The organism is Paracoccus sp. Arc7-R13, assembly GCF_004010775.1.
GTDB classification, from domain to species: Bacteria; Pseudomonadota; Alphaproteobacteria; order Rhodobacterales; family Rhodobacteraceae; genus Paracoccus; species Paracoccus marcusii.
Genome location: NZ_CP034810.1, coordinates 3,028,324 through 3,040,879, shown reverse-complemented (window position 1 = coordinate 3,040,879; position 12,556 = coordinate 3,028,324). Strand labels below are relative to the sequence as shown.

Here is a 12,556-nt window from a genome sequence, read left to right as displayed (position 1 = left end):
GCGCGTATTTTGGTCCCCATGAGCCATCACCTGACATTGCGCGTCTATTACGAAGACACCGACCTGGCCGGGATCGTCTATTATGCGAACTATCTGAAATACATCGAGCGGGGGCGGTCCGAATGGATGCGTGCCACCGGAATCGACCAGATGCGCATGAAGGAGACGTCGGGCCACGTCTTCGCCGTCCGCCATATCGAGGCCGACTATCTGCGCCCCGCGCGCTTCGACGACCTGCTGACCGTGGTCACCGACCTGTCGCACGCCACGGCCGCGCGGATCGTGGTCGACCAGCAGGTGCTGCGCGGCGATGAGGTACTGTTTTCGGCGCGGGTGACGATCGTCAGCCTGGACGGGCGGGGACGTCCCGTGCGCCTGCCCGCCGCCCTGTCGCGGGCGCTGCCGGAGGGCTGAACCCGTGGCCTCTGCCGCGCGGATGCGGCAACACGGACGCAGGTTGATGAAAATTGACGCCATTGTGTTGCCGCGGGGGCTGAAACCCGTGGCAATTACAGGGTAACAGGCCGCAACGCCGGGCTGCCAGGGGGCAGTTGCGGCCCCTGATGATGAGGCATTAGACCATGGAACCCATTCAGGCCGCCGAGGCCATAGACTTTTCGGCCGTGGCTTTGTTCTGGCGATCCTCGCTGACGGTGCAGGTGGTCATGATCATGCTGATCGCGGCCTCGTTCTGGTCCTGGGCGATCATCGTGCAGAAGTTCCTGACCTTTGCGCAGGCGCGCAAGGAGGCTGCCCGCTTTGACCGCGCCTTCTGGTCCGGAGAGCCCTTGGACGATCTTTATGACCGGCTTGGCGACCGTCCCAAGGGGCCGTCGGAACGGATCTTTTCCGCGGGCATGACCGAATGGCGCCGCAGCCACCGCGATGACGGGCGGCTGATCGCGGGCGGCATCGGGCGCATCGACCGGGCCATGAACGTGGCCATCCAGCGCGAGGAACAGCGCCTGTTCCGCGGCCTGTCCTTCCTGGCGACCGTGGGGTCGACCGCGCCCTTCATCGGCCTGTTCGGCACCGTCTGGGGCATCAAGTCCGCATTCGAGGGTATCGCCCTGACCCAGGATACCAGTCTGGCCGTCGTGGCGCCGGGCATCGCCGAGGCCCTGCTGGCGACTGCCCTGGGCCTGGTCGCGGCCATCCCGGCCGTCGTCTTCTACAACAAGCTGTCGGGCGATGCGGAACGCATCACTGGCGGATGGGAGGCATTCTCGGACGAGTTCTCGACGCTTCTGTCGCGTCAGATGGACGAGGCCTGACATGGCATCCGGGGTCGTCAAGCGCGTCCGCAGCAAGGGCCGTCGGCGCAACCTGCCGATGTCCGAGATCAACGTCACGCCCTTCGTGGACGTGATGCTGGTGCTGCTGATCATCTTCATGGTCGCGGCGCCGCTGATGACGGCGGGCGTTCCGCTGAACCTGCCCGAAACCGCCGCCAACGCCGTCCCCAACGAGGACGAGGAGCCGTTGATGGTGTCGATCCCGGTCGAGGGGTCGCTGACGATCATGGACCAGCCGGTGGCGGACGAGCAGGTCGTGACGACGCTGCGCACGATCCTGGCGGAACGGCAGTCGGGCCGGGTGTTCCTGCGTGCCGACGGCACCATCCCCTATGCCCGCGTGGTCCAGATCATGGGCGCGCTGAACGCCGCGGGGATCACCGACATCGTGCTGGTCACCGAGACCGGCGGACCGCGGATGGACGGCTGAACCATGGACGAACGCGAAGGGCGCATCGGTTACTGGGTCTCGGGGGTCGCGCACGGCTCCCTGATCCTGTGGGCGATCCTGGGCGGGGCGCTGTTTCGTCCGCAGCCCAGCCCGATGGTGCGCACGACCCAGGTCTCGACCATCAGCGGCGCCGAGTTCGAGGCGATGGCCGCCGCCGCCCGCGGGGCGGGGCCGGTGGGTGCCGATTCGACCGCAGTGGCCACATTGCCCGACCCCGTCGACCCGGCCGAGGACGGTGCGGCGCGGCCCGTCGATGCGATCCCCCCGCAATCGGGGCAGGCCGCGGCGCTGGAACAGCCCGACACGGCCGAATCCGTGCCCGACCTCAGCGATTTCGCGCCCGCCGCGCCGGTCGAGGTCGCGACCGATCTGCCCGCACCGCGCCCGAACCAGACCGACGGCGCCGAGACCGCCCCGCAGGTCCCGGACACCCCCCCGGCCCCCGTGGCAGAGGCCCAGCCCAACCGTCCGGCGTTGCCGACGCCCGACGCCGCGGCCGTTCCGGTCGCCCCGCGGTCGGCGCTGGCGCTTGACGCCTCGCGCCGCCCCGAGGACCGGCCGGCCGACCTGGTCGAATCCTTCAACCGCCGCGTGGCAGAGGCGGCTGCGGCCGAGGCTGCGCGTCAGGCGGCCGCGGATGCGGCTGCCGCCGCCGCGCGTCAGGCCACGGCCGATGCGGCCGCCGAAGCCGCAGCCGAGGCAGACCGCCAAGCCGCCGCCGAACGCGAGCGCCAGGCCGCGGCGGACGCTGCCGCGGAAGCCGAACGTCAGGCTGCGGCAGAGGCGGAGCAGGAACGGCGCGCAGCGGCAGAGGCCGCGGAAGAGCGCCGCGCGGAAGCCGCGCGCCAAGCTGCGGAGGAGGAACGGCAGGCAGCCGACGCCGCCGCCGCAGAGGCCGAACGCCGCGCCTCGGCCGAAGCGGAAGAGGCGCGTCGTGCCGCCGCAGAGGCCGCGGCCGAGGAGGAGCGCCGCGCCGAAGCCGCACGTCAGGCGGCGGAGGCCGAGCGCCAAGCCGCTGAGGAGGCGGAACGCCAAGCCACTGAGGAGGCGGAGCGCCGTGCTGCCGCAGAGGCGGAGGAGGAGCGCCGCGCCGCTGCAGCGGCCGAGGAAGAACGTCGCGCCGAAGCCGCACGCCAGGCCAAAGAAGCGGAGCGCCAGGCCGCCGCGGAGGCGGAACGCCGCGCTGCCGCAGAGGCCGAGGAAGAGCGCCGTGCCGCCGCCGAAGCCGCCGCCGCCGAGGCAGAGCGCCAAGCCGAGGCCGCGCGTCAGGCGGCTGCCGAACAGGCTGCGCGCGAGGCGGCGGATCGGCAGGCGCTGGAAGACGCGCTGCGCGATGCCCAGGGCGGGGCAGGGGGGCAGGACGCCGCCTCTGGCTCCGACACGGCCGGCAGCCCGTCGCAGACCATCGAGGGCGGCAGCGGCGCCTCGGCCGGGCTGGACCCGCTGGCCGCCGCGCTGGCGGGGGCCATGGCGGGGACCGGGGCCGCGGCGGATCCGGCGAACGACCCTTCGGGCCCGCCGGCCGATATGATGCAGCTGACCCCCAGCCCGATCCAGGCGACGCCCCTGCCCGATGCAGCGCAGGGCCTGCCTTTGGGCGACCCGCTGACGCTGTCGGAACGCGACGGGCTGCGCTTTGCGATCCAGGACTGCTGGAACCTGGGCGCGCTGTCGGTCGAGGCGTCGCAGATGACCGTCTCGGTCGGGTTCACGCTGTCGCCGGACGGGGTCCCCGACCAGAACAGCATGCGCATCGCCGGCTATCAGGGCGGCAGCGAATCCGCAGCCCAGCAGGGGTTCGAGGTCGCGCGCCGCGCCATCCTGATGTGCGGACGCGCCGGGTTCGATCTGCCCGCATCGAAATACGGACGCTGGCGCGATGTCGTGGTGGATTTCCGCCCCGACGGCGTCGCGTTCCAATGACTGACCGGCGGGGGCCACCTTCCGCTGTTCGCCGAAAAAAGGTAGTGATGACGCCATGTTCCGCAGATTGATCCTTGCCCCTGCCTTCCTGCTGGCCGCAGCGTTGCTGCCGGCCGGGCCCGTGATGGCGCAGGACACCCCCCTGCGCATCGAGATCACCGACGGCGTGATAGAGCCGATGTCGATCGCCATCCCGGCCTTTCACGGCGATGCCGAGATCGCGGCCCGCATCCGTCAGGTCGTGGCGGACGACCTGACCGGCACCGGCCTGTTCAGCGAGATCCCCGTCGAGACGCATGTCGCCCGCTCCGCCAGCTTTACCGAGGCCGTCAGCTATGACGACTGGCGGGCGGTGAACGCGCAGGCGCTGGTCTCGGCCGAGGTGCGGCAGATGGGCGACAACATCAGCGTGGGCTTTCGGCTGTTCGACGTCGTGTCGGGCCAGCCGCAGGGCGACGGGATGCAGTTCGACGCCCGCGCCGCCGACTGGCGCCGCGCGGCCCACAAGATTGCCGACCAGATCTATGCCCGGCTGACCGGCGAAAAGCCCTATTTCGACAGCCGCGTGGCCTTCGTCCAGGAAACCGGCCCCAAAAGCGCGCGGATCAAGCGGATCGGCGTGATGGATTACGACGGCGCGAACATCCTGTGGATGACCGACAGCTCGTCCCTGGTGCTGGCGCCGAAATTCTCGCCCGACGGGCGCCGCCTGCTGTTCACCAGCTATGACAGCGGCTTTCCCCAGATCCAGCTGATGGACGTGGCGACCGTCAGCGCCCGGCCGCTGACCCGCGATGCCAGCACGATGGCTTTTGCGCCGACCTTCAGCCCGGACGGGCGGTGGGTCGCGTATTCGCGCGAACAGGGCGGCAATACCGACATCTGGCTGATGGACGTGGCCACCGGCGCCCAACGCGCGCTGACCAATTCGCCGGCCATCGACACTTCTCCCGGGTTCAGCCCGGACGGGCAGCGCATCGTGTTCGAAAGCGACCGGTCCGGCGCGCCGCAGCTGTACATCATGGGGCTGGACGGGGCCGAGCCGTCGCGCATCAGCTTTGGGGACGGGCGTTACGGCACGCCCACTTGGTCGCCCAAGGGGGACCTGATCGCGTTCACCAAGCAGATCGGCGAACGCTTTCACATCGGCACCATGCGCACCGACGGATCGTCCGAACGCATGCTGACCGAAAGCTTCCTGGACGAGGGCCCGACCTGGGCCCCGAACGGTCGGGTGGTGATGTTCACGCGCGCCACCCCCGGCGGAAACGGCCAGCCGCGTCTGCATTCGGTGGACATCACCGGGCGCAACATGCGACCGATGAATCTTGACTTTGCCGCCTCGGACCCGTCCTGGGGTCCCCTGTTGCCATGAGGATGAGATGATGAACGCCGCGACCAAGCCTGTCCTGCTGGCCGCCCTTCTGGGGCTGGCGGCCTGTGCCCAGCCCGCGCCGACGGTGGCGCCGCCCGTGGTCGACCCCTATGCCAGCACGGGCGGGGGCGCGGTGTTCCAGGGCGATCTGGCCGGCGGCGTCCTGGGCGCCGAGGCGACGGCCCAGTATTTCCGCGGCACGGTCGGCGACACGGTCCTGTTTCCCGCCGACCAGACGACCCTGACCCCCGAGGCGCGGACCATCCTGGCGGCGCAGGCCGCCTGGCTGACGCGCCACACCGCCTTTACCGCCGTGGTCCAGGGCCATGCCGAGGAGACGGGCACCCGCGAATACAACCTTGCGCTTGGCGCACGGCGGGCCAGTGCGGTGCAGGAATACCTGGTCGCGCAGGGCGTGGCCCCGGGCCGCATCCGTACGCTGTCCTTCGGCAAGGAGCGTCCCGCAGCGACCTGTTCGGACGAGGGCTGCTATGCCCAGAACCGCCGTGCCGTCACCGTCGTGACCGAAGCCGCACCCCCCGCCGTGGCGATGGCCCCCGTGGCAAGCGCCGCCCCTGCCGGGGGCGTTGTCGGGGCAGGCATGTGATGCGGCTGATCCCCGCGCTGATCCTGGCCCTGACGCTTGGGGCGCCTGTTCAGGCCGCCCCCGACGCCGCGACGCTGGCCGACATGCGTCAGCAGGTCACGCAGCTGCGCAGTCAGCTGCAGGGATTGCGGGGCGAACTGGTCGCGTCGGGCGCCGCCGGGTTCCAGGCGGCGGGCGGGGCCAGCGCCATCGACCGCATGAACGCGATGGAGGCGCAGCTGATGCGCCTGACGAACCAGGCCGAACAGCTGCAAAATCGCATCAACCGCATCGCGGGCGACAGCGAACGGCGCCTGTCCGACCTGGAATTCCGCCTGTGCGAGGCCGAACCCGGCTGCGATCTGTCGGCGCTGACCGTGCCGCAGGCGCAGGCGGGGCTCAGCCCGCAGCTGGCGCCCTCGGCCCCGGCGGATGGCGGGGCGGGGCAGCCGGCCTCGACCGCGGCCGAGCAGACCGATTTCGACGCGGCCCGCGCCGCGATGGACGCCGGCGATCACGCCCGCGCGGCGCAGATGTTCGCCGATGTCGCGGAAACCCATGCCGGCGGTCCCCTGACCGCCGAGGCGCTGTTCCTGCGCGGTCAGGCGCTGGATCTGGCCGGCCAGCCGCGCGATGCTGCAGCCGCTTGGCTGGAGGGGTTCGCCGCCGATCCGGACGGCGCACGGGCGGGCGAGAGCCTGCTGGGCATCGCTCGTGTGATCGAGGCGCAGGGTGACGCGACCGCCGCCTGCCTGTACCTGGCAGAGATTCCCGCGCGCTTTCCCGGCAGCCCGCAGGCCGTCGAGGCCGAGGGCCACGTGACCCGCCTTGGCTGCGGCGTCAGCGACCTGGGCGTTCTGGACCCGCTGCTCGATCCGTCGATGGACCCCGAAGCGGCGGCCGATCTGGCCGAATATCCGTGATCCGCGACCCCGGCGCCCGCATCAGGTCCGTCCTGGACCGGCTGGCGGGGGACCTGCCGGCGCTTGGACTGGCGGTGTCGGGGGGCGGTGATTCCATAGCCCTGATGCATGTGGCCGCCGAATGGGCGCAGGGGCGGCGCGTCATGGTCGCCACCGTCGATCACGGCCTGCGCGAGGGCAGCGCGGCCGAGGCCGAGGAGGTCGCCCGCGCCGCGCGTGCCCTGGGCCTGTCGCATGCGGTGCTGCTGTGGCGGCGCGACACGCAGGTCGGCAACCTGATGGCGCAGGCCCGCGATGCGCGGCTGCGGCTGCTGTCGGGCTGGGCGCGGCGCAACGACCTGCCGGCGGTGGCGCTTGGCCACACGGCCGACGATCTGGCCGAGACCCTGCTGATGCGCCTGGCGCGCGGGTCCGGCGTGGATGGGCTGTCGGCGATGGCGGAATGGCGCGACGCGTTCGACATGCGCTGGCTGCGGCCGATGCTGGGCACCGGGCGGGCGGAGCTGCGCGACTGGCTGACGGCGCGAGACATCACTTGGATCGACGATCCGACGAACGACAATGCCGACTATGACCGCATCCGGGCACGTCAGGCCATCGCGGCCCTGGGGCTGGAGGTGTCGGGCCTAGCCCGATCCGCCGCCCATATTGCCGAAGCGCGCGACGCGCTGGCCGATTACGCGGCCCTGCTGAGCGCCGATGCCAAGGTCGATCGCGGCAGCCTGATCCTGTCGCGCGGCCCCCTGCGCGACGCGCCGCCAGAGATCCGGCGCCGCATTCTGGTCGCCGCATGCCGGTGGGTAACGGGCGCCGACTATCCGCCGCGCCGCGCGACGCTGGTCCACGCGCTGGAGGCGATGCTGGCACAGGGGCGGGTGACGCTGGACGGGGCGATGATCTCTCCGACGGGCGGGGGGCTGCGGGTCACGCGTGAGGCCGCGGCCGCGCTGCGCACCGGCCCAACGCCCGACCAGGTCTGGGACCGTCGGTGGCGGGTGCGCGGTCTTGCCCCCGGCCAGACGATCGCGGCCTTGGGGACCGAGCCGCTGGCCCGCCTGCCGTGGCGCGATTCGGGCCTGCTGCGTGACGAGGCTGCGGCCAGCCCCGGCATCTGGCAGGACGGACGGCTGATCGCCGCGCCGCTGCTGCGCGACCATCCCGGAATCACCCTGATTCCGGTCCGGGGCGCGGCAGATTTCCGCAGGTTGGTGAAGGCGCATTGAACCTGTCGCGATAATCCCTATTTTCAAGTCAAACCGCATTCCGTCGGAGGACCCGTATTGGGCAATGCTCGCAACTTCGCCTTCTGGGTGGTTCTGTTCCTGATGATCCTCGCGCTGTTCAATCTGTTCAGCGACGGGTCGGGCACCATGAACAGCCGCCAGATCAGCTATTCCGACTTCATCGAACGGGTGCAGAACGACCAGGTCAGCGCCGTCACGATCGACGGAGAGGACGTGGCCATCACCGGTACCAACGGCGAACAGTACGCGACCGTGCGCCCGATGGGCGAGGATATCAGCGACCGGCTGATCCAGCAGGGCGTGGACGTGCGCGTGGTCAAGCAGCAAAGCAGCGGCTTCATGTCGATGCTGGGCGTCTGGCTGCCGTTCATTCTGCTGATCGGGGTGTGGATCTTCTTCATGAATCGCATGCAAGGCGGCGGCAAGGGCGGCGCGATGGGCTTTGGCAAGTCCAAGGCCAAGCTGCTGACCGAAAAGCACGGTCGCGTGACCTTTGACGACGTCGCGGGCATCGACGAAGCCAAGGAGGAGCTTGAGGAGATCGTCGAGTTCCTGCGCAACCCGCAGAAGTTCAGCCGCCTTGGCGGCAAGATCCCCAAGGGCGCGCTGCTGGTGGGCCCTCCGGGCACTGGTAAGACGCTGCTGGCGCGGGCCATCGCGGGCGAGGCGGGCGTGCCGTTCTTCACCATCTCGGGGTCGGACTTCGTCGAGATGTTCGTGGGCGTCGGTGCCAGCCGCGTGCGCGACATGTTCGAGCAGGCCAAGAAATCGGCCCCCTGCATCCTGTTCATCGACGAGATCGACGCCGTGGGTCGCGCCCGTGGCGTGGGCATCGGCGGTGGCAACGATGAGCGCGAACAGACACTGAACCAGCTGCTGGTCGAGATGGACGGCTTCGAGGCGAACGAAGGCATCATCATCATCGCTGCAACCAACCGCAAGGACGTCCTAGACCCCGCACTGCTGCGTCCGGGCCGGTTCGACCGCACGATCCACGTGCCGAACCCCGACATCAAGGGCCGCGAGCGGATCCTGTCGGTCCATGCTCGCAAGGTTCCGGTCGGACCGGATGTCGACCTGCGCCTGATCGCGCGCGGTACGCCCGGCTTTTCGGGCGCGGACCTGATGAACCTGGTGAACGAGGCTGCCTTGGGCGCCGCGCGCATCGGGCGTCGCTTTGTCAGCATGGCCGATTTCGAGAACGCCAAGGACAAGGTGATGCTGGGCGTCGAGCGTCGCAGCCTGGTCCTGACGCCCGAGCAGAAGGAAAAGACCGCTTATCACGAAGCCGGCCACGCCGTCGTCGGCCTGTCGCTGCCGAAATGCGATCCGGTCTACAAGGCCACGATCATCCCGCGCGGCGGCGCCTTGGGCATGGTCGTCAGCCTGCCCGAGATGGACCGCCTGAACTTCCACAAGGACGAGGCCAAGCAGAAGATCGCCATGACCATGGCCGGCAAGGCCGCCGAGATCATCAAGTACGGCGAGGAGGGCGTCTCGAACGGCCCTGCTGGCGATATCCAGCAGGCCAGCGCGTTGGCCCGCGCGATGGTGATGCGGTGGGGCATGTCCGACAAGGTCGGCGCAGTCGACTATGCCGAGGCGCATGAGGGCTATAACGGCAGCACCGGCGGCTTCTCGGTGTCGGCCTCGACCAAGGAACTGATCGAGCAGGAGGTTCGCGACCTGATCGAGGAGGGCTATCAGGAAGCCCGCCGCATCCTGCTGGAGAAGGAGGTCGAGTTCGAGCGCATGGCCAAGGGCCTGCTGGAATACGAGACCCTGACCGGAGAGGAGATCGCCCGCATCCTGCGCGGTGATGCGATTGGCGGGGATGACGACGACACCCCGGCCAGCGTGATCCCCTCGGTCACGGCCATCCCGCGAACAAAGCCCGCGCCGGGTGGCGACCCCGCCCCTGCCTGAGACGACAAAACCCCGGTCCGATGGACCGGGGTTTCTTCTTGGATCACACCAGGGTCGGCGTGATGGTCAGCGTGCCGGCCGTGGCATGCGAATAGGGACAGACCTTGTGACCGCCCTCGATCAGGTCCTGCGCCACGGCGGGGTCCAGGCCGGGCAGGGACACGGCGATCTGGACGTCCAGCCCGAAGCCCGGATCGCTGCGGGGGCCGATGCCGACGCTGACATTGACCGCCGCATCATCCGGCACCTTGACCTTTTGCGACGCAGCGTAATGGCGCATCGCGCCCATGAAGCAGGCGGCGTAGCCGAGCGCGAACAGCTTTTCCGGGTTCAGCCCGTCGCCGCCGGGACCGCCCAATTCCTTCGGAACGACCAGGTCGATGGCCGAAGTGCCGTCATTTAAGGCGGTTTTGCCGTCACGGCCGCCCCCGGTGGCCGTCGCGGCGGTCCGATAGAGGATCTTTTCCGGCATGGCATTTCCTTTCTTCGATAATAGATAGCGCACTATATAAATTAACCCTTCGAAATTGCAACAGTTGCGGACTGCCCTTTGTGCAATTACACCATGTTCATGAGCGATGATCCCGCCTTGTCCAGCCTGTCGCCTTTCGAACAGATGCTGTGCTTTGACGTTTATGCCGTCAATCTTGCCTTTGGGCGGATCTACAAGCCGTTGCTGGACCCGCTTGGGCTGACCTATCCGCAGTTTCTGGTGATGATGGCGTTGTGGGCCAACGATCATCAGTCCGTCGGCGGCATCGGCGACAGCCTTGGGCTGGACAGCAGCACCCTGACCCCGCTGATCAAGCGGCTGGAGGCGGCGAACCTGGTCACCCGACAGCGTGATTCGCGCGACGAACGCCGGGTGATCGTGTCGCTGTCCCCGCAGGGCGCCGACCTGCAAAGTCAGTCCGAACGCGTCATCGCCTGCGTGACCGGCAATACCGGCCTGGATGACCGGACCGCCCAGGCACTGCGCGAACAGCTGCGCCGCCTGCGACATCAGCTGCAGCAGAGCCCGCAGGGCTAGGCTGGGCCTTGCGATTTTGCGCGCGACGGTGCATGGGACGGACAACATGACCCGGACCTGTGACATTCCCGACATGCCCGCGCTGCGGGCCCAGATCGACCAGCTGGACGAACAGCTGATGGCGTTGCTGGCGCGACGCCATGCGCTGATCGACCGCGCCGCGCAGATCAAGGCAGGCAACGGCATGCCCGCGCGCATCGACGCCCGCGTCGAGGAGGTCGTGGCGAATGTCCGCCGCCACGCCGAGGGTCACGGTCTGGACCCCCAGCTGTACGACCGCCTGTGGCGGCAGCTGATCGAGGCCGCCATCGCCCAGGAAGAACGCCAGCTGAACAAGGACCGCCCATGACCGCCCAGACCCTTGACGGCAAGGCCTTTGCCGCCCGCCTGCGCGCCCGGATCGCCACGCAGGTCGCCGATCTTGCAGGGCAGGGCATCGTGCCCGGCCTGGCCGTCGTCCTGGTGGGCGAGGATCCGGCCAGCCAGGTTTATGTCCGGTCCAAGGGGCGCATGACGCGAGAGGTCGGCATGACCTCGTTCGAACACCGGCTGCCGGCATCGACGGATCAGGACACGCTGATGGCGCTGATCGCCAAGCTGAACGCCGATCCGGCCGTGAACGGCATCCTGGTCCAGCTGCCCCTGCCCAAGGGCATGGACGAGGCGGCGGTCATCAACGCCATCCTGCCCGAAAAGGACGTGGACGGGTTCCACATCCTGAACGTCGGGCGCCTGGCCACCGGGCAGAAGGCGATGGTGCCCTGCACGCCGCTTGGCTGCCTGATGCTGCTGCGCGACCATCTGGGGTCGCTGGCCGGCCGAAATGCGGTGGTCATCGGGCGCAGCAATATCGTGGGCAAGCCCATGGCGCAGCTGCTGCTGCGCGACAGCGCGACCGTGACGGTGGCGCATTCGCGCACGACCGATCTGGCCGCGCTGTGCCGTCAGGCCGACATCCTGGTGGCCGCCGTCGGGCGGCCGCATTTCGTGCAGGGCGACTGGATCAAGCCGGGCGCCACCGTCATCGACGTGGGCATCAACCGGACCGATGACGGACTGGTGGGCGATGTCGACTTTGCCGCGGCAGTGCAGGTGGCCGGTGCGATCACCCCGGTTCCCGGGGGCGTGGGGCCGATGACCATCGCCTGCCTGCTGGCCAACACGCTGACCGCGACCGCGCGCAGCCACGGCCTGCCCGACCCCGAGGGGCTGACCCCCTAGGCGGCCATCCGCGCCGACAGCCGAAGCGCATGGGCCGGCTGTGTCGCGGCCACCGGCAGCACCGGGTCATAGGCGGCGCGGATCAGCGCCGCCAGCGCGGCGGATGGCGTCACCTCGGTAGAAAAGGTCAGCGCGGATTGCATCGTGATGCGTTCCGCAAGGGCCGCTGGATGCGCGTCGGCCAGCGCGCCCCCCATCCTGACGAAGGTCAGGCAGGCGCGGATGCCGCCAGCCTCGTCAAAGCGGAACAGCCGGTACTGGTCGGCGCCCTGGCCCGCCAGACGGTCGGGCAGGCCGGGAAGACCCGTCAGCCGGTCCAGATCGGGCACCCCGGCCAATTCGGACCAATCCCGCACGAAGAACAGCATCAGGTTCGCGCCGGTTTCGGGGTCGGTGTCGACCACCGGGTGGCGCGCATGCGCAAAGCCCGCACGGATCGCGCCGCGAAAGATGTCCAGGCTGTCATCAGCCAGGCCGAACACCACGGGCGCCACCGGGCGGCCCCACCGCGCGCACAGGAAGCTGCCGTCGGGGCGGGTGAACAGGGTCTCTATCGCGGCGGGGTCCATGGCGTCTTTCCTG

The 12,556-nt window shown here is 69.4% G+C and carries 14 protein-coding genes; 12 read left to right on the top strand and 2 right to left on the bottom strand.

The window, feature by feature from the left end:
* The first annotated feature begins 18 nt into the window (after nt 1-18).
* From ybgC to ftsH, 9 genes are all read left to right on the top strand, one after another.
* Nucleotides 19-414 (top strand): tol-pal system-associated acyl-CoA thioesterase, encoded by a 396-nt coding sequence (gene ybgC, locus EOJ32_RS15120; protein ID WP_127899105.1) that lies wholly within the window; start codon nt 19-21, stop codon nt 412-414.
* A gap of 167 nt (nt 415-581) precedes the next feature.
* On the top strand, nt 582-1,274 hold the full coding sequence (gene tolQ / locus EOJ32_RS15115) for a protein TolQ (RefSeq protein ID WP_045981459.1): 693 nt from the start codon (nt 582-584) through the stop codon (nt 1,272-1,274).
* A gap of 1 nt (nt 1,275) precedes the next feature.
* The gene (locus EOJ32_RS15110) at nt 1,276-1,725 is read left to right on the top strand and encodes an ExbD/TolR family protein (RefSeq protein WP_046001374.1); all 450 of its coding nucleotides are present in this window, start codon (nt 1,276-1,278) and stop codon (nt 1,723-1,725) included.
* A gap of 3 nt (nt 1,726-1,728) precedes the next feature.
* Nucleotides 1,729-3,669 (top strand): protein TolA, encoded by a 1,941-nt coding sequence (locus EOJ32_RS15105; protein ID WP_127899104.1) that lies wholly within the window; start codon nt 1,729-1,731, stop codon nt 3,667-3,669.
* A gap of 55 nt (nt 3,670-3,724) precedes the next feature.
* Nucleotides 3,725-5,044 (top strand): Tol-Pal system beta propeller repeat protein TolB, encoded by a 1,320-nt coding sequence (tolB, locus tag EOJ32_RS15100; RefSeq protein WP_127899103.1) that lies wholly within the window; start codon nt 3,725-3,727, stop codon nt 5,042-5,044.
* 7 nt (nt 5,045-5,051) lie between these two features.
* Nucleotides 5,052-5,651, top strand: a complete 600-nt coding sequence (gene pal / locus EOJ32_RS15095) for a peptidoglycan-associated lipoprotein Pal (protein ID WP_071209482.1) — start codon at nt 5,052-5,054, stop codon at nt 5,649-5,651.
* Entirely contained in the window at nt 5,651-6,553 is a 903-nt protein-coding gene (locus tag EOJ32_RS15090; protein WP_045982843.1) for a tetratricopeptide repeat protein, read from the top strand. Before pal ends, EOJ32_RS15090 begins: the two co-directional genes overlap by 1 nt.
* On the top strand, nt 6,550-7,776 hold the full coding sequence (gene tilS / locus EOJ32_RS15085) for a tRNA lysidine(34) synthetase TilS (protein ID WP_052714845.1): 1,227 nt from the start codon (nt 6,550-6,552) through the stop codon (nt 7,774-7,776). The genes EOJ32_RS15090 and tilS overlap by 4 nt, the downstream gene beginning before the upstream one ends.
* Nucleotides 7,777-7,833: 57 nt before the next feature.
* Complete coding sequence (gene ftsH / locus EOJ32_RS15080; protein WP_045982844.1) at nt 7,834-9,723, top strand: ATP-dependent zinc metalloprotease FtsH; 1,890 nt, start codon at nt 7,834-7,836, stop codon at nt 9,721-9,723.
* Between the two features lie 43 nt (nt 9,724-9,766).
* Here ftsH and EOJ32_RS15075 read toward each other — a convergent pair whose 3' ends face one another.
* Nucleotides 9,767-10,195, bottom strand: a complete 429-nt coding sequence (locus EOJ32_RS15075) for an organic hydroperoxide resistance protein (protein WP_127899102.1) — start codon at nt 10,193-10,195, stop codon at nt 9,767-9,769.
* 99 nt (nt 10,196-10,294) lie between these two features.
* Between EOJ32_RS15075 and EOJ32_RS15070 the strand changes: the two genes are divergently transcribed.
* The 3 genes from EOJ32_RS15070 to folD are packed head-to-tail and all read left to right on the top strand — an operon-like array spanning nt 10,295 to nt 11,974.
* A complete protein-coding gene (locus EOJ32_RS15070) occupies nt 10,295-10,753 on the top strand; it encodes a MarR family winged helix-turn-helix transcriptional regulator (RefSeq protein WP_164871452.1) in 459 nt (152 codons plus the stop codon).
* Nucleotides 10,754-10,799: 46 nt separating this feature from the next.
* Nucleotides 10,800-11,102 carry a chorismate mutase gene (locus EOJ32_RS15065; RefSeq protein WP_045982896.1) on the top strand — a complete coding sequence of 101 codons (303 nt, stop codon included), beginning with the start codon at nt 10,800-10,802 and terminating at the stop codon, nt 11,100-11,102.
* Nucleotides 11,099-11,974 carry a bifunctional methylenetetrahydrofolate dehydrogenase/methenyltetrahydrofolate cyclohydrolase FolD gene (gene folD / locus EOJ32_RS15060; protein WP_045982846.1) on the top strand — a complete coding sequence of 292 codons (876 nt, stop codon included), beginning with the start codon at nt 11,099-11,101 and terminating at the stop codon, nt 11,972-11,974. The genes EOJ32_RS15065 and folD overlap by 4 nt, the downstream gene beginning before the upstream one ends.
* On the opposite strand, the gene EOJ32_RS15055 is transcribed toward folD, so the two are convergent.
* Nucleotides 11,971-12,543, bottom strand: coding sequence for a hypothetical protein (locus EOJ32_RS15055; protein WP_127899101.1), 573 nt, complete (start codon nt 12,541-12,543; stop codon nt 11,971-11,973). The genes folD and EOJ32_RS15055 overlap by 4 nt on opposite strands.
* Nucleotides 12,544-12,556: the final 13 nt, after the last annotated feature.